This is a genomic window from Bartonella sp. B35(2025) (assembly GCF_053794465.1).
In genome coordinates, this window is the sequence record NZ_CP200035.1 from 1,393,293 (window position 1) to 1,420,125 (window position 26,833).

The window sequence follows — 26,833 nt, forward strand, 5'->3', positions numbered from 1 at the left end:
ATGAACAGAATCTTATTCAATTTATTTGAGACCAGATGCAATAGCAACACAAGCTTCACAAAGCTTTTTTACTGCATGCACTGATTTTTCAAAAGCGCTCTTTTCCTCTTGATTAAGATCAATCTCGATTACACGTTCAACACCGCTCGCACCAATAACAACAGGAACACCAACATACATATCCTTAACCCCATATTCACCTGAAAGATAGGCTGCAACAGGAATAACACGTTTAGTGTCCTTTAAATAAGCTTCAGCCATAGAAACAGCAGAAGCTGCTGGTGCATAAAAAGCAGAACCTGTTTTTAATAAACTGACAATTTCCGCACCACCATCGCGAGTCCGCTGGATAATTTGATCAATCTTTTCCTGTGTTGTCCAGCCCATTTTCACAAGATCGGGCAAAGAGATGCCACCAACTGTTGAATAACGTACTAAAGGCACCATTGAATCACCGTGCCCTCCTAAAACAAATGCTGTTACATCTTTAACAGAAACCTTAAACTCTTCAGATAAAAAATAACGAAACCGTGCCGAATCAAGAACACCAGCCATACCAACCACTTTTTGCGTTGGAAGACCTGAAAACTTTTGTAATGCCCACACCATTGCATCAAGAGGATTAGTAATACAAATAACGAATGCTGAAGGGGCATATTTTTCAATCCCAGCACCAACTTGCTCCATCACCTTTAAATTAATCTCTAAAAGATCATCACGACTCATACCAGGCTTTCGTGCAACTCCTGCTGTTACAATAACAACATCAGCATCTTCAATTGCTTCATAAGCGTTAACACCTTTTAAGCTGATATCAAAACCATCAATTGGTGAAGATTCAGCAATATCAAGAGCTTTACCCTGTGGTATGCCTTCTGCAATATCAAACAAAACAACATCACCAAGTTCTTTAAGCCCAATTATATGGGCTAAAGTACCACCAATCATACCCGAACCAACGAGAGCTATTTTTTTTCGTGCCATCTTATTTCTTCCTAACATTAGACAATTCAGCGTATAACCATCGGTACCTGTATACTGAATACTTCCTTTGACTTTAGCTCTATTTTTAACAGTATTATTAAAATGAGGAAGGCATAAAATTCATCAAACCCTTTTCCTCATAGAGGCAAAAATCCTCTACGAAAATAGTTATTAGAAACTTGCCATGAAACATCGATAAAATGAATTATTCAAAAATACAATAAAAATTATTACACTGTATTTAAATTCAAAAAGTTATTGTTTTCATAATTTTCATAAAAACAAAGTGATAATCGCGTTTTTTTCTTCAAAAAAATCGCTCTGCCCAAATACTTAAGTAATCCTGGCTTTGCATTTCAAAAAGACGTGATTGCGTTCTTTGAAACTCAAATGTTTCTGTTGTTTTTGCATATCCCTTATAAAGATCTTCAAGTTTTGCCGCTGCTGATATAAACAATCTTATATGGCGCTCATAAAGAATATCAATGAATAAAATAAATCGCTTTGTTTCATTACGACACATATCATCCATCACTGGGACATTATCAACAAAAATTGTATGGTAACATTCTCCTAACGCTAAATATTCAGCTGCAGCTAAGGGCTTACCACATAAATCTTGATAATCAAAGCGCGCACAGCCTGCCCCAGAACGTGGAATATGAATAACACGCCCTTTTATAAAGAGTTCATCAGATGTCTCTTTCTGATCCTGCAATACTAGTGCCCATATTTGATCCATACGTTCATTTGCTTCTAACCCCAACGGTGTTATATACACGTGTTGCAAATTTGATTTCTCAAGGCGATAATCTGTTTTTGCATCAAGATTGATAACACGAACATTTGTCTTCAAAACTTGGATAAAAGGCAAAAAGAGCTCTCGGTTTAAACCATTATAATAAAGGTTATCAGGAGCAACATTTGAAGTAGCAACAAAAAAAATCCCTTGATTAAATAAAGCAGATACAAGGCGCCCAAGTACCATAGCATCAGCAATATCTGTAACACTAAATTCATCAAAACAAAGTACTTGCGCTTCTTGCGCAAGATCTCTTGCAATTGCTAAAATAGGATCATTTTTTCCAGCTTTTACATACTTTGAGGTTTGGCGATAAATATTAATACGCTCATGCACATTGGCCATAAAATCATTAAAATGAGCGCGTTTTTTATGACCTTGTGGTAAACAAGAAAAGAATAAATCCATAAGCATGGTTTTACCTCGTCCTACTTCACCATAGATATACAACCCTTGAAGAGAATCTTCGGCATCATTTTGTTTTAAATTACGAGTATAAGTTTGTTTTTTTTTCGTAAAAAGATGCCGAAATATCCAAGATCGAGTAACATTTTGTTTTATAATATTTTGTAATAAATCATCCAAATGCTTAGCTAAAGTTAATTGAGCTGGATCAAAACTGAGTTCTCCTTTGGATACTAATTTTTCATAGCTCATTGAAACTAAAATCATCCAAATTCCCCCTTTTAAAAACCGTTCTTAATGAAGTTCAACTTCTCTTCACAGATCTATGCATATATTTTTTTTCATAGACAATTCAAAACAATCTAACGGCTTAAAATAACCGGATGACCATCAAGTGTACGCCCCTTAAAATGATCAACGTTGGAGGAATAAAGAGTAACAACAGCACGTCCTGAATTATCATAGAAATATAATCTTTTTCCTTTAATAGCCCACGAATTTATCTGTGAAATAATTCCTGGACAATTTAAAGGACCAGCACGATATCCTTGACCAAATTTTGTTTGTGGTGTTGCAATTCTACAAATTTTATTACCTATGGAAAGATTCCATACTCCAGCAATACTTGCAGGAAACAAATTGGCAGACCCAGACCCATTTGGCAATTCAAGATTAGCCATTTGTTCATTACTGCGAGAATCCTCTTTTTCATACGCTGAAGTATCTACTGTTTTAGATGTTGATAAATCGGTCATTATTTCAGGTGTTGACATTTGTTGAATAGGATAAGAAACTCCTGATGTATTGCTTCTACCATTAGTTTCAAACTGCGATATTGAACAACCACCTAAAATAATTATAGATGATACTGCAACGAAAAATAAAATTTTTGAAAATGCCATATCTATACTCTTTCCCACAACGATAAATAAGCCCACTTTAAATTAATAAATGAGAATTCATATACAGTATTTTACAAAGATAAATTAACAAACTTAAAAAAATAAAATGAAAATTGTTAATTTTGAAAAATAATAACTTTTATTGTTAATTTTATATTTATAAAACACTAGAAATTTATAAGATTTTCAATCATATATTTTATGAACAATCACTAAAAATAGAGAAATTTTATGAAAATACCATTCAGTAAAATGAACGGTCTTGGAAATCAAATCATTGTTGCTGATATGCGTAAAAGTGTACATGCTATCACACAACAAGCAATCTTTGCTTTAGCAGCAGACTCCCAAACACGTTTTGATCAAATAATGGCTATCTATCCACCAACTAAAAGTGAGGCTGACTTTAGCATTGAAATATGGAATGCCGATGGTTCAATGGCAAAGGCTTGTGGCAATGGTACCCGCTGCGTAATTGCATGGCTTATAGACCACAATCTCGGTGAAAACTTTCGATTAGAAACACCTGCTGGAATTATTGAAGGTAAACGTCAAACTAACGGGTTGATTGCTGTGAACATGGGATGCCCACAATTTAATGCAAAAGATATGCCTGTTTCACGTGAAATAATTGATACAAATCATGTAGAAATTACAGAAGGGCCCTTAAAGGATGCTTGCCTTGTATCTGTTGGAAATCTTCACGCTATTTTTTTTGTTGATAGCAATATTCAATACATTCCATTAGAAAAATATGGACCAAAACTTGAACATAACCCCCTTTTTCCAGAACGGTGCAATATTTCCATTGCTCATGTAACATCGCGGAAAAGTCTAAATCTACGAACGTGGGAGCGAGGAGTTGGATTAACGAAAGCGTGCGGCAGTGCTGCTTGTGCCAGCGCAGTAGCTGCCTACCGACGAGGACTAACAGAACGCCATATCGATGTAAATTTACCAGGAGGGACACTTAATATTTTTTATCAAAAAAACAATAGTATTGTCATGACAGGTTCAATCCAATATGAATTTAGTGGTTTTTTAAACCCTTTAACAGGAATATATAAAAAGGATCACTTTTAATGGCAATAGAAATTATAACTTTTGGTTGTCGGCTTAATAGCTACGAATCGGAAATTATACGTAAAGAAAGTGCTTCTTCTGGATTAGATCAACTCAAAGATGATTCCATTATATTTAATACCTGTGCTGTCACTGCTGAAGCCGTGCGACAAGCAAAACAGGCTATTCGAAAAGCAAAACGTAAAAATCCCCGTGCTCGCATTATTGTAACAGGGTGTGCTGCACAAATAGAAGCAAAAAATTTTGCCCTAATGAAAGAAGTGGATCTTGTTCTAGGGAATGAAGAAAAACTCCACGCCCATTCCTATCGTCAATTCCCCGATTTCGGCATCAACCATGATGAAAAACTACGCATCAATAACATCATGGAAGTACAAAAAATTGCTCCACATATGGTTGATGCAATGGAAGAACGCACACGCGCCTTTGTACAAGTACAAAATGGATGCGATCATCGCTGCACATTTTGCATTATCCCCTATGGCCGTGGACCATCACGATCAGTTCCTATGGGCGCCGTCATTGAACAAATTAAACGGTTAACAAGCAATGGTATTCAAGAAGTTGTCTTAACAGGTGTTGATCTCACAAGCTATGGACATGATTTACCTGGAAAAGCTACTTTAGGAAAATTAACTTCAACTATTTTGCATCATGTTCCTGATTTATCTCGATTACGCCTTTCATCAATTGATTCCATCGAAGCAGATCAAGAACTCATAGATCTTTTAGCTTATGAAAAAAGAATAATGCCATATTTGCATTTATCCTTGCAAGCAGGCGATAATATGATTCTAAAACGAATGAAACGTCGGCATTTGCGTGAACATGCAATCCAATTTTGCCAGGATTTGCGTGCCAAACGTCCTACAATGATTTATGGAGCTGACTTAATTGCTGGTTTTCCGACTGAAACAGAAGAAATGTTCCAAAATAGTCTGGCTTTGATCAATGACTGTAACTTAACGCATCTTCATGTCTTTCCTTTTAGTCCAAGAGAAGGAACACCTGCCGCACGTATGCCACAAATTAACCGTAAGATAATTAAGATGCGTGCAGAAAAGCTACGACAGGTAGGTGAGGAAGCCTACCAAAAACATCTCTCTCACTTACAAAATAGTCAACAAACAATTCTTGTTGAAAAAGATGAAATTGGACGAACAGAAGATTACACTCTTGCGCAAATTAAAGGTGCAAAAGCTGGAACAATTGTTCAAGCTCTTATCATTGACCACGATGGTCATAAATTGATTGCTGTCCCCTTGAATTGAATGTAGCCTGAGCAGGAAAATCCTTATGACAAAATCTTTTATTAAAAAAGTATTCTCTTTTAACAAGTCTAAGAAACAAAAAATACAGCAAGTTCCCCCTCCTTGTGAAGCCAATATGGCAGAAAAAAATAAATACAAAAGTGAAATTATAAAAAATGATTTACCTTCTGTAGAGCTCAAGAAAGAAGAGCCAGCAGAGATACAAAGTATAACATCTGAAAATAACAATGAAAAAATTCAACCTTTTGAACTGCACTCTGGTAAAATAACTATTACGAATACAATCTGTGAAAAAAAAATTGAAGAACTTTTGCCTGTTTCCTCTGTTGAACAGAAAAAAACAGCATGGTTTAAGCACCTTAAAAAAGGATTAACCCTTTCTTCACAACGTTTAAGTGAATCTATTAGCGATCTCTTTGTTAAAGGAAAACTTGATGAAGATACATTGCAAAAATTAGAAGATATCCTTATTCAAGCTGATTTTGGTTTAGAAACAACTATGCGTATTATCAATACAATATCTTCCAGTCGCTATAGTAAAAATCTATCTCCAAATGATATTCACACTATCGTAGCTCATGAAATAAAAAAAGTGCTTGAACCTATTGCAATTCCATTAGAACTTGATCTTAATCATAAACCTCATGTTATTTTGATGGTAGGTGTAAATGGTACTGGAAAAACAACAACTATTGGAAAACTTGCAGCAAAACTAACTACAGGAGGATTAAAAGTTATGCTAGCCGCTGGTGACACATTTCGTGCTGCAGCTATTGAGCAACTACATATTTGGGGGAAGCGCACAGGATCCCCTGTTATTTCAACCAAACTAGGTGCAGATGCTGCTAGCTTAGCATTTGATGCTTATAAAAAAGCTAAAAAAGAAAACAGCGATGTACTAATTATTGATACAGCAGGACGATTACAAAATAAAACTGAATTAATGGACGAATTAGCAAAAATTATTCGTGTTTTAGGAAAACACACTCCCCAAGCACCTCATACAATACTTCAAACGATTGATGCAACCACAGGGCAAAATGCGCTCAATCAGGTAGATATTTTTCGTAATGTCGCTGGCGTTAATGGTTTAATTATGACAAAACTCGATGGTACTGCACGGGGAGGAATTCTTGTTGCCATTGCAGAAAAATATAAATTACCTGTTTATTTTATTGGTATAGGAGAGAATATTGAGGATCTTCAACCCTTTTCTTCTTCTGATTTTGCCACAACCATTGCAGGAAAATACTCATGAAGAAACATTTCCCTAAACCCAATTTATACAATAACCCTAATTTGAAAAATATCCATGATAATCAAAAATTACCCCCTTCACAAAAACTTAAATTTTTCTTAGAAATGGGGCCATTGGTTGTCTTTTTTCTAGCTAATTATAAAGGTGAATGGCTGATAAACAACATTAGACTTTTTAAAAGTTTTAGTAAACCTATTTTTCCTGCAACAGCTATTTTCATGGTGGCTATTATTGTTGCTCTAAGTCTATCTTGGATCCTTACACGAAAAATTCCCATCATGCCTTTAATATCAGGGATATTTGTTATTTTTTTTGGTTTTTTAACTCTTTGGCTCCACAATGACACTTTTATCAAAATGAAACCAACAATTATTAATATCTTATTTGCCTTTATTCTTTTTGCTGGTATTTTCTTTAAAAAATCACTTTTACGTTATGTTTTTGATTCCACTTTTAAACTTGATGATTTAGGATGGAAAAAACTTACCTATCGATGGGCATTTTTTTTCGTTTTTCTCGCTTTTTTAAATGAAGTAGTTTGGCGCAATTTTAGCGATGATTTTTGGGCTAGTTTTAAAGTATTTGGTGTCATGCCTATAACAGTTTTATTCATGTTTTTGCAATTACCTATTATTATTAAACATTCAAAAAATCTTTTTACAAAAGAAGATAAACCTGATTCTTAAACATAACACATTTATCGCTATAAGTTTTTTTATGAATCTATCGCCGCATACTATTTACGGAGAAAACACATGTTGATTGAGCAGTTTATCTGTAGAGAAGATAATTTTGGCGTGCTCATTCATGATGAAAAAAGCGGTTATACAGCTGCAATTGATGCACCTGAAAGCAAAGCAATACATAGTGCTTTAAAACGTCGTAATTGGACACTTCAAGCTATTTTTGTAACTCATCATCATCATGACCATGTAGAAGCATTGATGGAATTAAAACAAATTTATAAAGCTACAGTTATTGGACCAGAAGCAGAGAAAAAAAAGATTAATCACCTTGATAAAACACTTCAACCTGATGAAAATTTACTCTTTGGTACATATACGCTTTTAGCTCTTTCAACACCTGGCCATACACTAGGGGCATTGTCTTATTATTTTCCTGAAGAAAATTTACTCTTTGCCGGAGATACACTTTTTTCACTCGGCTGTGGACGTCTCTTTGAAGGAACACCAGTACAAATGCTAAATTCTTTAAAAAAGATTCGTAATCTTCCTGATGAAACACTTCTTTATTGCGGTCATGAATATACAAAAAATAATGCTCTTTTTGCATTAACTATTGATCCACACAATAGAAAACTTCATCAGAGGGTAGAGGATGTTTTTTTGTTGCGTGCAAAAAACGCCATGACTTTACCCGTATCTTTAGGGCAAGAAAAAGCTACCAATCCTTTTCTTCGCTGGGATAATAACACTTTACGAGAAAACCTTGCGATGAAAGAAAAAACAGATGAAGAAGTCTTTGCTGAAATCCGAAAAAGAAAGGATAATTTTTAATCATGTTTAAATTTATATTACGTGGGCTTCTCGTTTCCTCTTTGGTGACATATGTTAAAATAGCAGTAGCAGAGAAAACAGATAACCATTTTTTCCCATCATCCATCATTAATCCAAAGATTGTTGGACATTATCCTTTAACAGAAAGTTTCCTTTTAAAAATGGAACAAATTGAACAGGAAATTGTAAAATTACCTCCAAAACAAAGAGCAAGAAATATTAGAGATGATAATAAAAGCATTGAAGAGCGTATTGCTTCTGTTTCTGATTTTCCGCAGCTAAGCAATATTTTGAAAAAACATAATATCACACCCAGAGATTATGTTCTTGGTCTTATGGCATTTCAAGAAGTACTCTATGCGGTAATGTCTCTTAAAATCAAAAAATATTCTCTTCACAAAAATAATACTGTATCTTTGAGTAATTTAGAATTTGGCCAAAAATATATTGATAGAATTTATATTGTTTTGTACTATTGATTAACTTTGTAAACGCCGGCAAATATCATCTAATTGTTCTAATGATGAATAGTGTATTTTTAAATCACCACCTTTTTTACCATGCCGAATAATTACTCTCATTCCGATTACATCTCCGAGTAATTTTTCTAAGGATTTTGTTTCTGCATCCTTCTCTATAGAAGTTCTTTTTTTCACTTTTGTATCTGTTTTCTCAGACACAAGTATTTCTGTTTGACGTACAGAAAGTCCTTTACGAATAATCTCTTCAGCTAAATCTTGTGGATTATCAACGGTAATAAGACAACGCGCATGACCAGCTGAAATCTGACCATCGATTAGGAATTGTTGTACTTTTTGTGGAAGTTTTAGTAAACGAAGTGTATTTGCAACATAACTTCTACTTTTTCCGATAACTTGTGCTAAATCTGCTTGAGTATATCCATGCTCATTGAGTAAAATTTCATATCCTATTCCTTCCTCGATAGGATTAAGGTCAGTACGTTGAACATTTTCAATAATTGCCAATTCTAGGGCTGTCTTATCATCTACATCGCGAATAATAACCGGTAATTGACTTAAATTAGCCCGTTGTGCAGCACGCCAACGCCGTTCACCAGCAATTAATTCAAAATGATTAGGATTCTTATGTGAAGGCCTTACAACAACAGGTTGAACAATACCATGTTGACGAATTGATTGAGCTAAATTATCAAGTTCTGAATCAGTAAAATGGCGTCGTGGGTTGTGAGGATTACACGAAATAGAATCAACAGGTACAAATCTCTCAGAAACAAAAGGAATTGTATTAAATTTTGTCGATTTATCAGAATTTAGTGGATATGCAAGATTATTATTCAAATTGATATCTCCAATCAATGCCGCTAATCCACGCCCTAATCTTTTTTTTGATTGATCATCACTCATGATTTTTCTCTTTGGATTTGTTTTACAAAATAATTTTTCTTATATTGCTAAGCAGCAGCTTGTGATTGTTTTTCTCGTTGAATTATTTCTGACGCTAAACGTAAATAAGCTTGGCTGCCAGCACACTTGAGATCATAAAGCAATACTGGTTTACCAAAAGAAGGAGCCTCAGATACGCGCACATTTCTTGGAATAACAGTACGATAAACTTTATCTCCCATAAAGGAACGTACATCTTCAACAACCTGATTTGAAAGATTATTACGTCCATCATACATCGTTAGAACTATACCTTGAATTTCTAAAGATGGGTTAAGAATAGATCGTACTTGATTTACTGTTTCAAGCAATTGGCTTAAACCTTCAAGTGCTAGAAATTCACATTGCATAGGTACCAAAACAGAATCTGCAGCACCCATAGCGTTAAGAGTTAAAAGATTGAGTGACGGAGGACAATCAATTAAAATATAATTGAATCTTTTAGCCATTTTTGGATCATCACAGAAAGCTTTACGCAACCGTTGAATGCGATCTTGATATGAAGCAATTTCCATTTCTACACCCAAAAGATCAAGTGTAGAAGGTACAATATAAAGATTGGGCACAGCTGTTTTTAAAGCTGCTTTTGTAACTGAAATTCCTGAAATCAAAACATCATAAGATGATAAAGGACGGCTATTACGGTCAATTCCCAATCCTGTACTTGCATTACCCTGTGGATCAACATCCATGATAAGAACATTTTCACCAATAGCTGCTAAAGCAGTTGCAAGATTAATTGCTGTGGTTGTTTTACCAACTCCACCTTTTTGATTTGCAATAGCGATAATTCGTGTTTCGCTCATTTTGCTTTACCCTCTACATGGTCGAACATGAGAAATTTCTAAAATAACAGAATTTTCATCAATTTTACTTTTATATTTTAGCAGATCAAAGTGCCAATTGGCAGAGGCATTTGTTATTTCTGTAGCGTAATCCCGACCTTTTTGCAAAAGAGCTATTGTTTTTTGTGTTAATAAAGGAAAAATCAGTTGTAGGAGGACATCCAATGAAGCTAATCCTCGTGCTGTTATCACGTCTGGAGATGATATTTTTTTATATACATCCTCAATTCTACAGTGGTGGACTGTTGCTGGAAGATTAAGCTTAGCAATGACTGTTCGTAAAAAAGCTATTTTTCTTCCATTACTTTCAACTAAATCAATATGACCCCCTTTTTTTTCTTTCAAAAAAATAGCAATAACAATTGCAGGAAATCCTCCTCCTGATCCAAGATCACACCAGTGTAAAAAGTGACTGTGTAAAGGATAAATTTGTGCTGAATCCAAAATATGACGTGTCCATAGAACTGGTATTGTTGAAGCAGATACCAAATTGATATGCATATTCCATTGCATTATTAAAGATTCAAAACACATTAGATCCTCTAATGTTTCACGTGAAACAGAAGGAACTATATTTAAGAGCAATTGATATTTTTGTTCTATGGAAATATCCATTAAATTGATTTAGCCTTTTCACGTCGATGACGTTGAATATAAGTGATAATAAGTGATAATGCTGCTGGTGTCATACCATCAATTTTTTGTGCATCAGCAATTGAACGCGGTGATATTTCTTGAATTTTTGTTTTTAATTCATTGGAAAGACCAGAAATTGACTGAATATCAAGAGAAGAAGGAATTTCCAAACGCTCCTCTCTTTGAAGAGAAGCTATGTCTTGTGCTTGTTTTTCTAAATAAACTGCATATTGTGCTTCAATTTCTAAAGACTCAACTGTTTTAGAATCAATTGATTGTAATTGTGGCCAAAAATTTGAAAGACGTTCTATATTCATGTGAGGATAAGAAAGAAAATCATAAGCTGAACGCCGAACTCCATCATGATTTACATGTAACCCATGAATAGACGCTTCATTAGGAGTTAGAAAAAGTTCCTGACACATTGATCGTGCTTGATCAAGACGTTTCTTCTTTTGTTGATAACAATTCCAACGAATCTTACTAATAATACCCAATTTTTGTGCTAAAGGTGTTAAACGAGCATCAGCATTATCAGAGCGAAGAGATAAACGAAATTCAGCACGTGATGTAAACATCCTATAAGGTTCATAAACTCCACGTGAAACTAAATCATCTATCATAACACCAATATAAGCTGTAGAACGGCTTATAATAACTTTATCTAATTTACCTACCTTACATGCAGCATTTAATCCAGCTAAAAGACCTTGTGCTGCAGCTTCCTCATATCCCGTTGTACCATTAATTTGACCTGCTAAAAATAAACCTGGTAAAGAGCGTAATTCTAAGGTTTTTGTTAATTGTTGTGGATTAACAAAATCATATTCAATAGCATAACCAGGTTGTAAAACTGTTACATTTTCAAGACCTTCTATAGTTTTTAATAAAGAAATTTGTACATCTTCTGGAAGAGAAGTAGAAAGACCATTTGGATAAATAGTATCATCATTTAATCCTTCTGGCTCTAAGAAAATCTGGTGACCATCACGCTCCCCAAATTTTATAATTTTATCTTCAATTGAAGGACAATAACGTGGCCCTAATCCTTCAATATTTCCAGAATATAAAGCAGATCTATGAATATTTTCACGAATAATTTTATGTGTCTGCGTATTTGTACGTGTTATTGCACATTCAATTTGAGGTTGCTTAATTTTTTCTGTTAAGAAAGAAAATGGAACTGGATCTTCATCAGCTTTCTGTTTTGAGAGTATATCCCAATGAATTGTTTTTTTACTAAGACGAGCAGGAGTTCCTGTTTTTAATCGACCAAGATTTATACCATAACTTTTCAAGCGTTCAGCAAGTTGTACACTTGACTGCTCTCCCATACGTCCAGCATTCCATTTTTTATCACCAATATGAATAAGACCATTTAAAAATGTACCTGTCGTTAAAACAACAGCCCCAGAAAAAATAGCGCCCTGTTTTTTTAAAAGAACTCCTGAAATACAATTATTTTTAACAATTAAATCAATAGCTTCATCTTCAATAAGAAAGAGATTATCCTGTTCTTGCAAAAGTCTTTGAATTGCTTCCTTATATAATTGCCTATCAGCTTGTGTACGTGGTCCTCTTACTGCTGGTCCTTTGCGTCGATTAAGAAGCCTAAATTGAATCCCAGCAGCATCTGCTGCTCGCCCCATAAGTCCATCCAAAGCATCGATTTCACGAACTAAATGTCCCTTTCCAAGTCCACCAATGGCAGGATTACACGACATTGTTCCCAATGCTGATATTTTATGTGTAATGAGCACTGTCTGTGCTCCAGTGCGTGCTGAAGCTGAAGCAGCTTCACAGCCAGCATGACCTCCCCCGATAATGATAACGTCGTATAATTTCATTAAACTCATCATATGTAAAATATTTTTGAACTTTATGTAAAACAAGATGTATAAAATACATGATCTTCTTAATCTGTCCATGAAATAATCAATGTTTCACGTGAATCATTATTTACCAATACAAAACTCTGAAAAAATAATATCAAGCAAATCTTCAACATCTATATCTCCCGTAATTTTTCCAAGAAAATCACTAGCACGACGAAGATATTCTGCGCGTAAACTTAAATCAAGAGAACTATAATCTATAGAAGCTTCAATCTCTTTAGCAGCTTCTTTTAATAACTGAAGTTGTCTTTTACGCGCTGGAACAAGATTTCCAATTTCAGAAATACGATGCAAACAAAACGATTCAAGTTCCTTAACAAGATGTTCAAAGTTTAAACCAGTTAATGCAGAAAATTTTATAAACCAATGAGTTTCATCCACTTCATAAAGATCAAGCTTATTACCAACATGCCATATTTCAGCTGATGTTTCTGGTAAATAAATCTTCTGAGGATCTCCTATATCATAAACTAAAATAACCAAATCAGCATCCATAACATGCTGTTTTGCCATTTCTATTCCCAATTGTTCAATTTTATTATCTGTTTCCCTAAAACCAGCAGTATCTGTTAAAAAAACTGGTAAACCACTGAAAACCAGTTTAATTTCCAAAGCATCACGGGTTGTCCCTGCTTCCTCTGTGACAATAGAAACAGGTCTTCCAGCTAAACGATTCATGATGCTTGATTTTCCAGAATTTGGAGCACCTGCAATAACAATTTTTAATCCATCACGTAAAATACCTGCACGCTCCCCTTCAGCAATGTGTTTTCGAAGAGAATGACCAAGTTCTTCTACATCTTTCCAAATTTTTTCAGATACTAAATCAGGAATGTCAGATTCATCAGAAAAATCAAGTTCTGCTTCAATAAAAGCACGAGCCTTCATAAGTTTATGGCGCCAATCACGATAAAGCTTTGTTAAATGCCCACTTGCACCCATAACTGCCAAGCGTCTCTGACTTTCTGTTTCTGCTTCTATTAAATCAGCAAGACCTTCCGCTTGAACAAGATCTAATTTTCCCTCAATAAATGCACGACGTGAAAATTCACCTGCTTCCGCAATGCGGCATCCTTCAAATGTAGACAATTCATCAAGAAAGCGATTAACAACCGCTTTTCCTCCATGTAAATGAAATTCTGCACAATCTTCTCCCGTAAAACTATGAGGAGCAGGAAAAAAAACAGTTAGAGCAGAATCTAAAAAGCCACCATCACGAGCAGTAAGATCTCCGTAATGCATAAACCGCGCCTTAGGTAAATGACCACAAAGCGATTTAACAACATGTATAACGCGAGGACCAGAAAGCCGGATGACTGCAACCCCTGAAGGCAACAATCCACTTGAAACAGCAAAGATTGTATCCACAGGATTAATCCTAATTAAAAATTCTAATTATTTTATGTATTCATCGAATCAAAGAATTCACTATTGTTCTTTGTTTGCTTTAGTTTATCAATTAAAAATTCAATTGCATCTATTACATTCATAGGCGCTAAAATACGACGAAGTACAAAAATCTTATGTAAATCTTGTCGAGCGACCAAAAGTTCTTCTTTACGCGTTCCTGATTTCAAAATATCCATAGCTGGGAAGATACGCTTATCTGCTACTTTACGATCAAGAACAATTTCTGAATTGCCTGTTCCTTTAAATTCTTCGAAAATGACCTCATCCATACGGCTACCGGTATCAATCAAAGCCGTTGCAATAATGGTTAAAGATCCACCTTCTTCAATATTACGTGCAGCACCAAAAAAACGTTTTGGACGTTGTAAAGCATTTGCATCCACACCACCTGTCAAAACTTTACCTGATGAGGGAACAACCGTATTATACGCACGCCCAAGACGTGTAATAGAATCAAGAAGGATAACAACATCGCGTCCATATTCAACTAGGCGTTTAGCTTTTTCAATAACCATCTCAGCTACTTGCACATGACGTATAGCTGGTTCATCAAAAGTGGAAGAGACCACCTCCCCTTTTACAGAACGCTGCATATCAGTGACTTCTTCTGGTCGCTCATCAATTAAAAGGACAATAAGGTAACACTCAGGATGATTAGTGGTGATAGAATGAGCAATATTTTGAAGCAAAACTGTTTTCCCCGTTCGAGGAGGTGCTACAATTAACCCTCGCTGCCCTTTTCCTAATGGAGATATCAAGTCAATTACCCGTGACGACATATCTTTATCTATAGGATCCTGTATTTCCATTAGGAAACGTTCGTTTGAATAAAGAGGGGTTAGATTATCAAAATGAATTTTATAGCGAATTTTTTCAGGATCTTCGAAATTAATTGTATTAATTTTTAGCAAGGCAAAATAACGTTCTCCTTCTTTTGGACTACGTATAGGCCCCTCAACTGTATCTCCCGTTTTTAAAGAAAAAGACTGGATTTGCGCAGGAGATAGATAAATATCATCAGGTCCAGGAAGATAATTAGCATTAGCAGATCGCAAAAAACCAAACCCATCTTGTAAAACTTCAACAACTCCTTCTCCGATAATTTCTACATCTTGCAAAGCGAGTTTTTTCAAAATAGCGAACATTAATTCTTGTTTGCGCATTAAGGAAGCATTTTCAACTTCTAATGTTTCAGCAAAAGAGACAAGCTCAACTGGATTTTTACTTTTAAGTTCTTGTAGTTTCATTTCTTGCATGAAATATGCTCTTTGATAGGTAGAGAACTGTTCTTGAGATTAAGAAGGGAAATTAAAGAATGGATCATCCCTATAAGACAGAATTATTGTATACTTAACTTTCTTAAACTGCAAGCATTATTCATATGATTTATCTTAGAGTATAATTTAATAATTATATAAAAAGAACAGGTTATATAAATCAAAATATTTTTTAAAAAAAATATTACACTATTATCATTCTTTAATAATTTGAAATATAGAATTTATTTTGTTTTTTCTGTAAAAAAATCATATTTTAAATGAATATCATTTCCAATTTTTTTTATATTAATGAATTTTTTAAAAATGGATTCTTATTATTAAAGTCTGTGTTTAATGTGGATTATTATTTATATTTCACTTATCCTCAATTTTATCCACAAGGGTTTGAGAAAAAAAATGAGGTGTAGATACATTTTATAGGTATTGTCCTCATTTTTCCAAACAAGAGGGATTTAGTTATCAAAATTATTCAATCTGTGAATAATAATAAAGAATTTTTCATAAATTTTTATTCTATAAAAGGTTACGAAGGTATATACACATTTATTAACAAGGAGTTAAAATTTTTGTGGTAAAAGAAAAAAAATCTTTTCATTTACACATGCTTTCTGATGCAACAGGGGAAACATTAATCTCTGTTGGAAGAGCTGTAGCAGCCCAATATACGACATGTCAGGCAGTAGAACATATCTATCCGATGATTCGTAATAAAATACAGCTACAGAGGGCTCTTGATGAAATTCAGCAAGATCCAGGTATTGTTCTTTACACAATTATTGATAAAGAAATTAAATTACTTCTAAGAAGAAGATGTGAAAAAATAAAAGTTTCTTGTATTGATATACTGCATCCTGTTTTGGATGCTTTTCAATCTTATCTTGGAACACCAATAAATTTACGTGCTAGTGCACAACATGATCTCAATGCAGATTATTTTCGCCGTATTGAGGCATTGGATTTTACAATAGAGCACGATGATGGGCAATCTTCAGATGATTTATCAGATGCAGATGTGATTCTTGTAGGGATCTCAAGAACCTCTAAAACACCAACTAGTATTTATTTAGCAAATCGTGGAATAAAAACTGCTAATGTACCTCTTATTCCAGGAATTGATTTACCAGAAGCTCTTTTGGAAGCAAAAAATACTTTGATCATCGGTTTAATTGCTTCAGCTGAAAGAATCTCACATATTCGCCAAAACCGAGATTTTGGCAATGGTTTTTCTATTAAAAGTTATAGTAATCGTATAAGTATATCTGAAGAATTGACTTATGCAAAACGCATTTGTGAACGTTTTGGTTGGCCTATTATTGATGTTACAAGACGCTCTATTGAAGAAACAGCTGCAGCAATATTCGAACTTTTATCACGGTTTCGTGAAGGAAAATAAGAAAAAAATTATCATGGAAGCGAATATGTTAATATTAGCATCTCTTAGTTCTTATCGTGCACAATTATTAAAGAAAGCAGGTTTAAGCTTTTTCATTGAAGGGGCTTCTTTTGATGAAAGAGAAGCAGAAAAAACAGCAGAAACAAAAACTCCTGAAGAACTTAGTTGCTTTCTTGCAAGTGAAAAAGCAAAAGATGTTTCTAATCGTTTTCCTAATTTTCTGGTTATTGGTTGTGATCAAGTACTTGATTTAGAAGGAAGGATTTTTCATAAAGTTACAAATAATAGAGAAGCACATCAACGTTTATGTACTTTATCAGGTAAAACACATTCTCTTCATAGTGCGGTAGCTTTATTTCAGAATGGTCAGAAAATATGGGTTGAAGTTTTTAGTGCTCGCATGTCTGTGCGTCCTCTTTCATCAGAGTTCATTGAGAATTATTTGGCATATGTAGGAGAAGATGTTCTAAACAGTGTGGGAGTATATCAAATTGAGGGGAAAGGAATCCAGCTTTTTGAAAAAATTGATGGAGATTTTTTTACCATTGTTGGATTACCTTTATTGCCTTTATTAGTTAAACTGCGCCAGTTAGGAAAAATTGATGGCTGATTTAACAATAAAATACAGAAAAGAAATTTATCCACGTGCTTTTGTTGTTGGTTATCCTATTTATCATTCAAAATCACCAAAAATTCATAATTTCTGGCTCAAACAGTATGATATACAAGGCGAATATTTGGCACAAGAAGTGACATCAGAAAAATTTAATAATTTTTTTACATCTATAAAAAAAAGAGGTTTTTGTGGTGGTAATGTTACTTTGCCCTATAAGCAAGAAGCATTTCGTTTAGCAACTTACAAAGATGAGATAGCAACAAATATTGGTGCTGCCAATACTCTGTGGTATGAAGGAGACAAACTTTGTGCTACAAATAGTGATGCTTATGGTTTTAGTGCTAACCTTGATGATTTTTTTCCTAATTGGGCTGGGGGGACAGCGCTTGTTTTTGGTGCAGGGGGGGCAGCACGTGCTATCTTATATGCCTTAAAAAAACGTAGATTTGAACGTATTTTTCTACTTAATCGTACAAAACAACGTGCAATTAATTTAGCTGAGTATTTTGGAAAACCTATAGAAGTTCATGATTTTCATAATGCTCATGAAATATTTTATCAAGCTGATTTAATTGTGAATACAACTTCTGTAGGTATGAAAAATTCATATGAGAATAAAAATGTTTCTTTTTTTGGAGATTTTCATAAAATAAAGCAAACAGCTTTAGTTACAGACATTGTTTATACTCCATTGATAACTCCTTTTTTACAACAAGCAAGAGCTTGCGGTTTAAGGATAGTTGATGGGCTTGGCATGCTTTTACATCAAGCTGTTCCTGGTTTTGAACGATGGTTTGGAATAAGACCACAGGTAACAAAAGCTTTACGAGCAGAAATTTTGAAGGATATGGGTGAAGACAAAGAATGAAAGTTATAGGCCTGACCGGATCAATTGCTATGGGAAAATCAACTGTTTCTGATTTTTTTAAGCAAGCAGGTATTTCTGTTTTTAGTGCTGATGAGGCAGTACACCAACTTTATGATAGTGAACCAATTTTATCGCTTATAGAACGTACTTTTCCTAATGTTATTGTAAATGGTAAAGTTGATCGTTTAAAGCTTTCTGAGATTTTAATCAATGATAAGGAAAAATTACAAACATTAGAGGAAATAATTCATCCTTTAGTGCAAGAAAAAGAAAAAGAATTTATTGATAAGGCGCGCCAACAGAAAAAAAAATTAGTTGTTCTTGATATTCCGCTTCTTTTTGAAACAAATAGTGAAAATCGTGTAGATAGTGTGGTTGTTGTATCTGCTCCAGCAGAAATACAAAAAGAACGCGCAATGATTCGTCCTAATATGAGTGAAAAAAAATTTGCATTTATAAATGCCAAACAAATATCTGATGAAAAAAAACGAGGGCGTGCTGATTTTATTATTGATACAGGAAAAGATTTAGAAAACACACGTCAACAAGTTTTTTATGTAATAAAAAGTTTGCTAAAGAATTGAAATAATGCGTGAAATTATTTTTGATACAGAAACAACAGGCTTAGACAAAGAGAGAGATCGTATAATTGAAATTGGCTGTGTAGAAATGGTTAATCGTTATCTTACAGGGCGTCAATTTCATGTCTATTTGAATCCACAAGAGATTATTATTCCTGACGAAGTTGTGGCAATTCACGGGTTAACCAATGAACGTTTAAAAAATGAAAAAAACTTTAGTGATATTGCTGATGAATTTTTGGAATTTATCAATGGTGCAACGATGATTGCACATAATGCAAGTTTTGATATTGGTTTTCTTAATGCAGAATTAGCTCGAGCTAATAAGCCACTTATTAGTGTTGATAATATTCTTGATACATTGGCTATGGCACGACGAAAATTTCCCATGGGTCCTAATTCTCTTGATGTTTTGTGCAAACGTTTTGGAATTGATAATAGCCATCGTGTTCTTCATGGTGCTTTACTTGATGCGGAGATTCTTGCTGATGTTTATATTGAGTTAATTGGTGGGAAGCAGGGTGTATTGGGTTTTAATGACAACAGTCATATTGATGTAGATACCCAAAATTATAAAAATGCTCTCTATGCGGTTAAGACTCGCCCAAAGATTTTACCTTCAAGGTTAAGTGCACAAGAAAAAAGTATGCATGCTGATTTTATCAAAAAAATGGGCGATAAAGCTTTATGGAAGCAATTCAAAATTTTTCAATAAGGGTATCATTTTTTTCTTTAAGAAGACTATTAAAAAATCTAAGAATAGTAAAATCTCTAAAAAAATGGTCGTTGTGGGGAGGGGAACACCACAACGACCTCTGTCGCTACATTGTACCTCAGCTATCATAGGAGGAGCAAAATGAAAGCTATTATATCCTGTAACAGCAAAGAAAAGCTCTCGGTACTATCTATAAAGCGCAACGACATAGTGCTTTATAAAAACAGAAAAATGGCTTTTTAGAGGCAGCTCAATAAATTTTAAAATAAGAGTAACAAATATATAAGAGTAAGTTTTTTAGCTGAAATGGAGAAATGAAATTGTCATGAAAACAAAAGATCATCTTTTTTTGGTTGATGGATCAGGTTATGTTTTTCGTGCTTACTATGCTTTACCGTCTTTAAAGCGCAAAAAGGATGGTCTTCCTGTAGGAGCCGTAGCTGGTTTTTGTAATATGCTATGGAAATTGCTTTGTGATGCTCGCAATACAGCTGCTGGTGTTGTACCAACGCATTTTGCTGTTATTTTTGATTATTCATCTGATACATTTCGTAAGAAAATTTATCCTCAGTATAAAGCTAATCGAATGGCTCCTCCTGAAGATCTCATTCCTCAATTTTCTTTGATACGCCAAGCGACAAGAGCTTTTAATCTACCTTGTATTGAAAGAGAAGGATTTGAAGCGGATGATTTAATTGCTACTTATGCACGATTAGCAACACAGGTTGGAGCAAAAACAACAATTATCTCATCTGATAAGGATTTGATGCAATTGGTAAATGAGAATGTGTCTTTATATGATGGAATGAAAGACAAGCATATAGGTGTTGCCGAAGTTATACAAAAATGGGGCGTTACACCTGAAAAAATGGTTGATTTACAGGCTTTAACTGGAGATTCAACAGATAATGTACCAGGTATTCCAGGCATTGGCCCTAAAATTGCAGCTCAATTACTGGAACAGTTTGGCTCTCTTGATCTTTTATTGCAGCGCGTAACAGAAGTTAAGCAAGAAAAACGGCGTGAAAATATTCAAGCTTATAGTGATCAGGTGAAAATTTCTCGTGAATTAGTTCAGCTTAGGACAGATGTGCCTATTGATAATGATTTAGATGATTTTGTTTTAGAGCCACAAGATGGTCCACGCTTAATTTCTTTTCTTAAAGCTATGGAATTTACAGCTCTAATACGTCGTGTAGCAGAAGCAACAGCATGTGATGCAGCAGCTATTGATGCACTTGATGTGAATATTGAGTGGGAAAAGCCTGTATCTGAGTCTAATCCTGAACTTAAGAAAGTTGATGTATTATCTTCTCGTAATTTTTCTGAAAATTCTCCTCAAGCTTTAGCACAAAAACGTAAAAATCAAGCTCTGATCCAAAAAATTACACGAAATAATTATATAATTATTTTTGATGAAAGAATTTTAAAAGAGTGGTTATCAGAAGCGCAAGAACAAGGCTTTTTTGCTTTTGATACTGAAACAACTTCACTTAATCCTATGCAGGCAAAGCTTGTTGGTTTTTCGTTGGCATTAAAGCCGGAAAAGGCAGCCTATGTACCACTTGAACATATTGAGGGAGGAGATGATCTTTTAGGGGGTGGACGTATCGCTAAACAGATTGAAACACAAAAGGCTTTAGCACTTTTAAAACCAATATTGGAGAATCAAGCAGTATTAAAAATTGGTCAGAATATAAAATACGATTTGTTGGTGATGAAGCAATACGACATCATGATAAATTCTTTTGATGATACAATGCTTTTGTCATATGCTTTAGATGCTGGAACTTTAAGTCATGGTATGGATGTTTTGTCCGAACGTTGGCTTGGATATAAGCCGATTGCTTATAAGGATTTAACACATAACGGAAAAAAGATTACTTCTTTTGCGCAAATAGATTTGCAACAAGCAACTCTTTATGCTGCAGAGGATGCAGATATAACGCTACGTTTATGGCAAGTTTTAAAACCACAGCTTGTAGCTCAGGGAATGGCAAAAATTTATGAGCGTCTTGATCGACCATTGATAAAAGTTCTTGCAAAAATGGAGGAACGTGGAGTTCTTGTTGATCGACAGATTTTATCACGTCTTTCAGGAGAATTAGCGCAGGCTGCTTTTATTCTGGAAGAAGAAATTTATCAGATAGCTGGTGAAAAATTTAATCTTGCTTCACCAAGGCAATTAGGTGATATCCTTTTTAGTAAAATGGGGTTGCCTGGAGATTCTAAGACTAAAAGTGGACAGTGGTCAACTTCTGCACAGACTTTGAAAGAATTAGCTGCTGATGGTCATATTTTACCACGTAAGATTATTGATTGGCGTCAACTTGCAAAACTAAAATCCACCTATGTAGACGCTTTGCCTTCTTATATTTTGCCAAAAACAGGACGCATTCATACAAATTATTCTTTAGCAACAACATCAACAGGGCGATTATCATCATCAGAGCCAAATTTACAAAATATTCCAGTGCGGACTGCTGAAGGGCGTAAAATTCGAACAGCTTTTATTGCTCCAAAAGGATATGTTTTGTTATCAGCTGATTATAGCCAGATTGAATTGCGCATTCTTGCACATATTGCTAATATTACAGCATTAAAAGAAGCTTTTGCACAAGATCAGGATATTCATGCTATCACTGCATCACAAATGTTTGGAGTTGCAATAGAAGAGATGCATTCTGATATAAGACGACGCGCAAAAGCAATCAATTTTGGTATTATTTATGGTATTTCAGCTTTTGGACTAGCAAATCAATTAGGTCTTTCGCGGCAAGAAGCAAGCCGTTATATTCAACTTTATTTTGAAAGATTTCCAGGAATTAAAGACTATATAGAAATGACTAAAATATTTGCACGCAAAAATGGTTATGTAGAAACCATTTTTGGACGTCGTATTCATTATCCAGAAATAAAATCAACAAATCTGCAGATTCGTGCTTTTAATGAACGAGCTGCTATCAATGCATCGATTCAAGGGTCAGCAGCAGATATTATTCGCCGTGCCATGATTCAAATGGAAAATGCTTTGGAAAAAGAAAAACTATCAGCAAAAATGCTGTTACAAGTGCATGATGAACTTATTTTTGAAGTACCAGAAGACGAAAGCGAAAAAACTATAGCTCTTGTAAAAACAGTTATGGAAAATGCCACAATGCCAGTACTATCTTTATCTGTTCCGCTTGAAGTAAAAGTTATGGTAGCTAAAAATTGGGATGAGGCACATTAGCTTTTTTCATTTATTTTATTTTTTATAATAGTCATAGCATTGGCAAGATCAAGATAAGCTTTGATGGGTAAATGATCTGATGCAACACGTGCTAGTGGTGAGTTATGATTCTCAATATTTGTCACTAATTTATGAGGAAAAGCAAGGATTCTATCAAGAGCTAAGAATGGAAAGCGAGAGGGGAAGCTTGCTACAGTTCCAAGTGTACTATCAAAATAGGGGGAAAAATTATTTAAGGATGAACCTTTTCCTATCCGCCATTCATTAAAATCCCCAATGAGTAACGTAGGCATAATAGGGCGTTTTTGTAGAAGCGTGAGAAGCATTTTTGTTTGTTTATTACGAGAATGGCGTAATAAGCTAAAGTGAGAGGCAATAATACGAATAAGACCTGTTTCCATTTCCAATTCTACAATTACAGCACCACGTGGTTCAATACCAGGAAGAGTAATTTGTAAAATATCAAGTATATGTCCTTGTCGTAAAAAAAGAGCATTACCATGCCAGCCATGACTACTAGGTGATGTGGTATTTAAGGGTATTGGAACTAAACCTGTTTTGGCTTTTAATAGTTGAAGATCAATCAAGCCAACACGTTCACCAAAACGCTTATCTGTTTCTTGAAGAGCAATAATATCAACTTGCAGTTCAGCAATAACATGTACAATACGAGTGGGATTAAAAACTTTATCAATACCTACGCATTTATGAACATTGTAAGAAGCAATGGTGAGATCGTAATTATCACTCCAATTAACTGTATCTGGTCGATGACAAGAATATCTGCGAATAGCATTTAAAAACGGGCTTCGAAGCTTTTTTTCAATCAATGTGGTGAACCATGGAAATTTTTGCTTATAAAGTTTCTGTGTCATTTTTTGAATATAGTGCGCTAAAAGGATAAAAGGTAAATAACTTTTACTAAAAAATAAAAAGCCTTGTTTCTTAAAAGAAACAAGGCTTTTTAATTAAATAATAATTGTTAAAATTAATCACGCTTCGAGCCAAGAAATTGCAGCAAGAAGATAAATACATTGATGAAATCAAGATAAAGGCTTAATGCGCCCATAATAATTTTACGACCTTGAGTGTCATCTGTATCTCCTTCATAATACATTAATTTGATATTTTGTGTATCGTAAGCTGTTAGACCAGCAAAGATAAAAACACCAATCACGGAGATAGCAAATTGTAGAGCGCTTGATCCAAGAAAGATATTAACAATCATGGCAAGCATTAAACCGATTAAACCTATAAAAAAGAATGAGCTCATCGCAGTAAGATCACGCTTCGTTGTGTAACCATAAAGAGAAAGAGCACCAAAAGCCCCAGCGGTAATAACAAATGTTTGTACGATGCTTTCTGTTGTGTAACGCAGAGTAATTGAGGATAGCGAGAGTCCAACAAGGGTAGCATAACCGAAAAAGAGGCTGCGTGCTGCACTTGTACTTAGTGTATTAATTTTGAAACTAAGAAATAATACTGCTGCGAGTGGTGCAAACATAACAATATAAGAGAATGGTGATGTGTAAAATGTTACTCCAAATGGAGTTAAGTAAACACTACTGCTGATTTGAGCAGCTGCCTGACTCATTTCAGTTGTTGTTGCTAATGATGCAATTGTATAAGCGGCAGCAGCTGTAATAAGCAAACCAATAGCCATCGTATTGTAGACACCCAGCATATAGCTGCGCAATCCTTGATCAATTGATGCATCGGCGTGAACAACAGGCGCCGAACGTAAATTTTTGAAATCAGCCATAATAAAAAGTCCTTTAGCATATGTTCCGTCAGCTATTGGGGTTAAGAGAAATTTATGTCTTGAGGACAGCAGATCTGTATAGCCCCTTACTTAGCAAATATAAACGATTCTAGGCGCCGCTGGTAAAGTTCCAGCATACCTCATCTTTATTATGGAGATTTATTTAAAAATTACAAGAGACTTTTGTTAAGAGGGAAGATTTACAAATTTGTAACAAAAAGTCTTATTCTTATTAAATTATTAAAAATGTTTAAATCTTTTCAATCATACTTTGTACTAAGCAGAAAATTAAGATACATAATTTTCTCTATAACGTGTGAGTGAAAAAATACACAAAATAAGGTAAAAATGAGATTGAAGACAAAGATTAGTAAAAAAATATTCTAGCATAACAACTTAAGCTACCGATAAAGCGATATCTAAAATAGAAAAGTGAGAAAATACTGTTTGCTAAATAAATAAATTTTGCATGGTATTCTAAAATAGCATGTGAAAAAATAAAAAAACTAAAGTATTTAACACAAAATGAATTTTAAAACAGAAATTAAAAAAGGATGTGTAGATCTAGAAAATTATATTAATACTATAGGCAAATCATTTGATAATTATTTATAAAATGTACGATTTGAATGGCGTCTTTCTTTAATCCAGGTATAAAATTCTTCAATAAGAATAGCAATAACACCCATTGTAATAAAAGCATCAGCGAGATTAAAAACAGCAAAATAAAAGATATCATCAATATGAAAGAGTATATAATCAATAACATAGTGAAAACGAATACGATCAATAAAATTACCGATTGCTCCACCAATGATAAGAATAAGACCAAAGCGTGATAAAGATTTATTATATTCGGTGTTTTTATATACCCATAAAACAAAAACAATAATGGTTAGTGTGAGGAAAATGAGCCACCAATGGGGAAAAGAAGAAAAAAACGAAAACGCAATACCAGAATTGCGCACATGGTAGAGGGAAAGAAAAGGAAGAAGTGGGATTGCTGTTCCTAAGAGCATATTGTGCATAACCCAGTATTTAACAGCTTGATCAAGCCCTATTAAAATCAAACTAAGAAGAAAAAAAGAGAAAGATTTGTGTTTCATATTCCAGTTTCGTGTGGTTCCAGTGTTAAATAAGGACGGCGGATTTCATAAAGCATGATAGCTGTTGCTATTGCTAAATTAAGTGAGTCAGCGCGCCCACTTTGTGGAATACGCGCGAGTTGATCACAACGATTTGCAAGAACATCTGGTAAACCTTGTTTTTCATTTCCCATTAAAAGTATGATAGGCCCTTTTTTGAAATCAATTGTACGATAATCGGTAGATCCCTTAAGATGTGTACCAACAATTGTGCCTTTAAAGTGTACAGACCAGTTTAGAAAAGTACTTTCATCACAACGATAAAGCGGTATCGAAAAAATTGATCCCATTGTTGCACGCACAGTTTCAGGTGAGAAAGGATCTGTTGTTTCACCAATTAAAATAACTCCTTTAGCTCCTACTGCATCAGCAGTACGGATAATGGTGCCAAGATTTCCTGGATCACGTACCCGATCAAGTGCAATATAAACATCTTTGGTTCGGTTTTTTATTATTTCAATTGGATGCCATTTTTGTTTAAAAATACCAATAACTGTTTGTGGATTATCACGGTGAGTGATAGATTCCATAACCTTTTGTGAGGTTTTAACGACAAAACCACCATTGGCTACAGTGCGTGCAGCGATATTTTCGATAGCAGCATTACTAGTTTTACTCTTGGAAAAAATGAGTGTGTGTATTGTCCATCTAAGATTTAAAGCATCAATTGCTAATTTAAGTCCTTCTGCCATGAAAAAGCCTTCTCGATTACGATTTTTCTTTTGGTTGAGAGCTTTAAGGTTTTTAATGATGGGGTTATTAAGGGAGGTAATTTCTTTAACCTTACCGATTTTGGGTATACACATTAT

At 34.4% G+C, this 26,833-nt stretch carries 25 protein-coding genes; 12 read left to right on the forward strand and 13 right to left on the reverse strand.

Translation table 11 applies throughout. The annotated features are described in order from the left end of the window. Nucleotides 1-21: 21 nt before the first annotated feature. From mdh to V4P56_RS05850, 3 genes are all read right to left on the reverse strand, one after another. Nucleotides 22-984, reverse strand: coding sequence for a malate dehydrogenase (gene mdh, locus V4P56_RS05840; protein WP_455481965.1), 963 nt, complete (start codon nucleotides 982-984; stop codon nucleotides 22-24). Between the two features lie 307 nt (nucleotides 985-1,291). Continuing rightward, nucleotides 1,292-2,458: a cell division protein ZapE gene (gene zapE / locus V4P56_RS05845; protein WP_455481966.1), complete on the reverse strand. Its 1,167-nt coding sequence runs from the start codon at nucleotides 2,456-2,458 to the stop codon at nucleotides 1,292-1,294. A gap of 95 nt (nucleotides 2,459-2,553) precedes the next feature. Beyond that, nucleotides 2,554-3,093 (reverse strand): AprI/Inh family metalloprotease inhibitor, encoded by a 540-nt coding sequence (locus tag V4P56_RS05850; protein ID WP_455481967.1) that lies wholly within the window; start codon nucleotides 3,091-3,093, stop codon nucleotides 2,554-2,556. Nucleotides 3,094-3,324: 231 nt separating this feature from the next. Between V4P56_RS05850 and dapF the strand changes: the two genes are divergently transcribed. The 6 genes from dapF (at nucleotide 3,325) to V4P56_RS05880 (ending at nucleotide 8,701) form a co-directional block, all read left to right on the forward strand. Then, on the forward strand, nucleotides 3,325-4,176 hold the full coding sequence (dapF, locus tag V4P56_RS05855; RefSeq protein ID WP_455481968.1) for a diaminopimelate epimerase: 852 nt from the start codon (nucleotides 3,325-3,327) through the stop codon (nucleotides 4,174-4,176). Continuing rightward, nucleotides 4,176-5,447 (forward strand): tRNA (N(6)-L-threonylcarbamoyladenosine(37)-C(2))-methylthiotransferase MtaB, encoded by a 1,272-nt coding sequence (gene mtaB / locus V4P56_RS05860; protein WP_455481969.1) that lies wholly within the window; start codon nucleotides 4,176-4,178, stop codon nucleotides 5,445-5,447. The genes dapF and mtaB overlap by 1 nt, the downstream gene beginning before the upstream one ends. 25 nt (nucleotides 5,448-5,472) lie before the next feature. Beyond that, nucleotides 5,473-6,705 carry a signal recognition particle-docking protein FtsY gene (gene ftsY / locus V4P56_RS05865; protein WP_455481970.1) on the forward strand — a complete coding sequence of 411 codons (1,233 nt, stop codon included), beginning with the start codon at nucleotides 5,473-5,475 and terminating at the stop codon, nucleotides 6,703-6,705. Then, a complete protein-coding gene (locus V4P56_RS05870; protein WP_455481971.1) occupies nucleotides 6,702-7,391 on the forward strand; it encodes a septation protein A in 690 nt (229 codons plus the stop codon). The genes ftsY and V4P56_RS05870 overlap by 4 nt, the downstream gene beginning before the upstream one ends. 69 nt (nucleotides 7,392-7,460) lie before the next feature. Beyond that, a complete protein-coding gene (gene gloB, locus V4P56_RS05875) occupies nucleotides 7,461-8,222 on the forward strand; it encodes a hydroxyacylglutathione hydrolase (RefSeq protein WP_455481972.1) in 762 nt (253 codons plus the stop codon). A 2-nt stretch (nucleotides 8,223-8,224) separates the two neighbouring features. Further along, nucleotides 8,225-8,701, forward strand: a complete 477-nt coding sequence (locus tag V4P56_RS05880) for a hypothetical protein (RefSeq protein ID WP_455481973.1) — start codon at nucleotides 8,225-8,227, stop codon at nucleotides 8,699-8,701. On the opposite strand, the gene V4P56_RS05885 is transcribed toward V4P56_RS05880, so the two are convergent. From V4P56_RS05885 to rho, 6 genes are all read right to left on the reverse strand, one after another. After that, complete coding sequence (locus V4P56_RS05885) at nucleotides 8,702-9,607, reverse strand: ParB/RepB/Spo0J family partition protein (protein ID WP_455481974.1); 906 nt, start codon at nucleotides 9,605-9,607, stop codon at nucleotides 8,702-8,704. 47 nt (nucleotides 9,608-9,654) lie between these two features. Continuing rightward, complete coding sequence (locus V4P56_RS05890) at nucleotides 9,655-10,452, reverse strand: ParA family protein (protein WP_455481975.1); 798 nt, start codon at nucleotides 10,450-10,452, stop codon at nucleotides 9,655-9,657. Between the two features lie 6 nt (nucleotides 10,453-10,458). Continuing rightward, nucleotides 10,459-11,106 (reverse strand): 16S rRNA (guanine(527)-N(7))-methyltransferase RsmG, encoded by a 648-nt coding sequence (rsmG, locus tag V4P56_RS05895; protein WP_455481976.1) that lies wholly within the window; start codon nucleotides 11,104-11,106, stop codon nucleotides 10,459-10,461. Then, complete coding sequence (gene mnmG / locus V4P56_RS05900) at nucleotides 11,106-12,974, reverse strand: tRNA uridine-5-carboxymethylaminomethyl(34) synthesis enzyme MnmG (protein ID WP_455482676.1); 1,869 nt, start codon at nucleotides 12,972-12,974, stop codon at nucleotides 11,106-11,108. The genes rsmG and mnmG overlap by 1 nt, the downstream gene beginning before the upstream one ends. Nucleotides 12,975-13,082: 108 nt before the next feature. Next, nucleotides 13,083-14,390 (reverse strand): tRNA uridine-5-carboxymethylaminomethyl(34) synthesis GTPase MnmE, encoded by a 1,308-nt coding sequence (gene mnmE / locus V4P56_RS05905; protein WP_455481977.1) that lies wholly within the window; start codon nucleotides 14,388-14,390, stop codon nucleotides 13,083-13,085. A 32-nt stretch (nucleotides 14,391-14,422) separates the two neighbouring features. After that, nucleotides 14,423-15,688, reverse strand: coding sequence for a transcription termination factor Rho (gene rho, locus V4P56_RS05910; protein WP_455481978.1), 1,266 nt, complete (start codon nucleotides 15,686-15,688; stop codon nucleotides 14,423-14,425). A 592-nt stretch (nucleotides 15,689-16,280) separates the two neighbouring features. Here rho and V4P56_RS05915 point away from each other — a divergent pair. The 6 genes from V4P56_RS05915 to polA all read left to right on the forward strand — a co-directional run bounded on the left by V4P56_RS05915 (nucleotide 16,281) and on the right by polA (nucleotide 23,117). Next, nucleotides 16,281-17,105, forward strand: coding sequence for a pyruvate, water dikinase regulatory protein (locus tag V4P56_RS05915; RefSeq protein ID WP_455481979.1), 825 nt, complete (start codon nucleotides 16,281-16,283; stop codon nucleotides 17,103-17,105). Between the two features lie 13 nt (nucleotides 17,106-17,118). Then, entirely contained in the window at nucleotides 17,119-17,715 is a 597-nt protein-coding gene (locus V4P56_RS05920; RefSeq protein WP_455481980.1) for a Maf family nucleotide pyrophosphatase, read from the forward strand. Continuing rightward, complete coding sequence (locus tag V4P56_RS05925) at nucleotides 17,708-18,589, forward strand: shikimate dehydrogenase (protein WP_455481981.1); 882 nt, start codon at nucleotides 17,708-17,710, stop codon at nucleotides 18,587-18,589. The genes V4P56_RS05920 and V4P56_RS05925 overlap by 8 nt, the downstream gene beginning before the upstream one ends. Further along, nucleotides 18,586-19,173, forward strand: a complete 588-nt coding sequence (coaE, locus tag V4P56_RS05930) for a dephospho-CoA kinase (protein ID WP_455481982.1) — start codon at nucleotides 18,586-18,588, stop codon at nucleotides 19,171-19,173. Before V4P56_RS05925 ends, coaE begins: the two co-directional genes overlap by 4 nt. Before the next feature lie 4 nt (nucleotides 19,174-19,177). Then, nucleotides 19,178-19,885: a DNA polymerase III subunit epsilon gene (gene dnaQ / locus V4P56_RS05935; protein WP_455481983.1), complete on the forward strand. Its 708-nt coding sequence runs from the start codon at nucleotides 19,178-19,180 to the stop codon at nucleotides 19,883-19,885. A 325-nt stretch (nucleotides 19,886-20,210) separates the two neighbouring features. After that, entirely contained in the window at nucleotides 20,211-23,117 is a 2,907-nt protein-coding gene (polA, locus tag V4P56_RS05940) for a DNA polymerase I (RefSeq protein WP_455481984.1), read from the forward strand. Here the strand turns inward: polA and V4P56_RS05945 are convergent. The 4 genes from V4P56_RS05945 to V4P56_RS05960 all read right to left on the reverse strand — a co-directional run bounded on the left by V4P56_RS05945 (nucleotide 23,114) and on the right by V4P56_RS05960 (nucleotide 26,830). Continuing rightward, nucleotides 23,114-23,992: an endonuclease/exonuclease/phosphatase family protein gene (locus tag V4P56_RS05945; RefSeq protein WP_455481985.1), complete on the reverse strand. Its 879-nt coding sequence runs from the start codon at nucleotides 23,990-23,992 to the stop codon at nucleotides 23,114-23,116. The genes polA and V4P56_RS05945 overlap by 4 nt on opposite strands. A 113-nt stretch (nucleotides 23,993-24,105) precedes the next feature. Next, nucleotides 24,106-24,879, reverse strand: coding sequence for a Bax inhibitor-1/YccA family protein (locus V4P56_RS05950; RefSeq protein ID WP_455481986.1), 774 nt, complete (start codon nucleotides 24,877-24,879; stop codon nucleotides 24,106-24,108). 605 nt (nucleotides 24,880-25,484) lie between these two features. Then, the gene (gene lspA, locus V4P56_RS05955) at nucleotides 25,485-25,985 is read right to left on the reverse strand and encodes a signal peptidase II (protein WP_455481987.1); all 501 of its coding nucleotides are present in this window, start codon (nucleotides 25,983-25,985) and stop codon (nucleotides 25,485-25,487) included. Next, on the reverse strand, nucleotides 25,982-26,830 hold the full coding sequence (locus V4P56_RS05960) for a TrmH family RNA methyltransferase (protein ID WP_455481988.1): 849 nt from the start codon (nucleotides 26,828-26,830) through the stop codon (nucleotides 25,982-25,984). The genes lspA and V4P56_RS05960 overlap by 4 nt, the downstream gene beginning before the upstream one ends. Nucleotides 26,831-26,833: the final 3 nt, after the last annotated feature.

What these genes read in the sequence shown, in the direction of transcription:
- dnaQ (WP_455481983.1), top strand. Translation starts at nt 19,178, where the DNA reads ATGCGTGAAATTATTTTTGATACAGAAACAACAGGCTTAGACAAAGAG.
- lspA (WP_455481987.1), bottom strand. Translation starts at nt 25,985, where the DNA reads ATGAAACACAAATCTTTCTCTTTTTTTCTTCTTAGTTTGATTTTAATA.
- V4P56_RS05880 (WP_455481973.1), top strand. Translation starts at nt 8,225, where the DNA reads ATGTTTAAATTTATATTACGTGGGCTTCTCGTTTCCTCTTTGGTGACA.
- rho (WP_455481978.1), bottom strand. Translation starts at nt 15,688, where the DNA reads ATGCAAGAAATGAAACTACAAGAACTTAAAAGTAAAAATCCAGTTGAG.
- V4P56_RS05945 (WP_455481985.1), bottom strand. Translation starts at nt 23,992, where the DNA reads ATGACACAGAAACTTTATAAGCAAAAATTTCCATGGTTCACCACATTG.
- dapF (WP_455481968.1), top strand. Translation starts at nt 3,325, where the DNA reads ATGAAAATACCATTCAGTAAAATGAACGGTCTTGGAAATCAAATCATT.
- polA (WP_455481984.1), top strand. Translation starts at nt 20,211, where the DNA reads ATGAAAACAAAAGATCATCTTTTTTTGGTTGATGGATCAGGTTATGTT.
- mdh (WP_455481965.1), bottom strand. Translation starts at nt 984, where the DNA reads ATGGCACGAAAAAAAATAGCTCTCGTTGGTTCGGGTATGATTGGTGGT.
- rsmG (WP_455481976.1), bottom strand. Translation starts at nt 11,106, where the DNA reads ATGGATATTTCCATAGAACAAAAATATCAATTGCTCTTAAATATAGTT.
- zapE (WP_455481966.1), bottom strand. Translation starts at nt 2,458, where the DNA reads ATGATTTTAGTTTCAATGAGCTATGAAAAATTAGTATCCAAAGGAGAA.
- V4P56_RS05950 (WP_455481986.1), bottom strand. Translation starts at nt 24,879, where the DNA reads ATGGCTGATTTCAAAAATTTACGTTCGGCGCCTGTTGTTCACGCCGAT.
- V4P56_RS05925 (WP_455481981.1), top strand. Translation starts at nt 17,708, where the DNA reads ATGGCTGATTTAACAATAAAATACAGAAAAGAAATTTATCCACGTGCT.
- V4P56_RS05850 (WP_455481967.1), bottom strand. Translation starts at nt 3,093, where the DNA reads ATGGCATTTTCAAAAATTTTATTTTTCGTTGCAGTATCATCTATAATT.
- mtaB (WP_455481969.1), top strand. Translation starts at nt 4,176, where the DNA reads ATGGCAATAGAAATTATAACTTTTGGTTGTCGGCTTAATAGCTACGAA.
- coaE (WP_455481982.1), top strand. Translation starts at nt 18,586, where the DNA reads ATGAAAGTTATAGGCCTGACCGGATCAATTGCTATGGGAAAATCAACT.
- V4P56_RS05885 (WP_455481974.1), bottom strand. Translation starts at nt 9,607, where the DNA reads ATGAGTGATGATCAATCAAAAAAAAGATTAGGGCGTGGATTAGCGGCA.
- V4P56_RS05890 (WP_455481975.1), bottom strand. Translation starts at nt 10,452, where the DNA reads ATGAGCGAAACACGAATTATCGCTATTGCAAATCAAAAAGGTGGAGTT.
- gloB (WP_455481972.1), top strand. Translation starts at nt 7,461, where the DNA reads ATGTTGATTGAGCAGTTTATCTGTAGAGAAGATAATTTTGGCGTGCTC.
- ftsY (WP_455481970.1), top strand. Translation starts at nt 5,473, where the DNA reads ATGACAAAATCTTTTATTAAAAAAGTATTCTCTTTTAACAAGTCTAAG.
- V4P56_RS05870 (WP_455481971.1), top strand. Translation starts at nt 6,702, where the DNA reads ATGAAGAAACATTTCCCTAAACCCAATTTATACAATAACCCTAATTTG.
- V4P56_RS05960 (WP_455481988.1), bottom strand. Translation starts at nt 26,830, where the DNA reads ATGTGTATACCCAAAATCGGTAAGGTTAAAGAAATTACCTCCCTTAAT.
- mnmG (WP_455482676.1), bottom strand. Translation starts at nt 12,974, where the DNA reads ATGAAATTATACGACGTTATCATTATCGGGGGAGGTCATGCTGGCTGT.
- V4P56_RS05920 (WP_455481980.1), top strand. Translation starts at nt 17,119, where the DNA reads ATGGAAGCGAATATGTTAATATTAGCATCTCTTAGTTCTTATCGTGCA.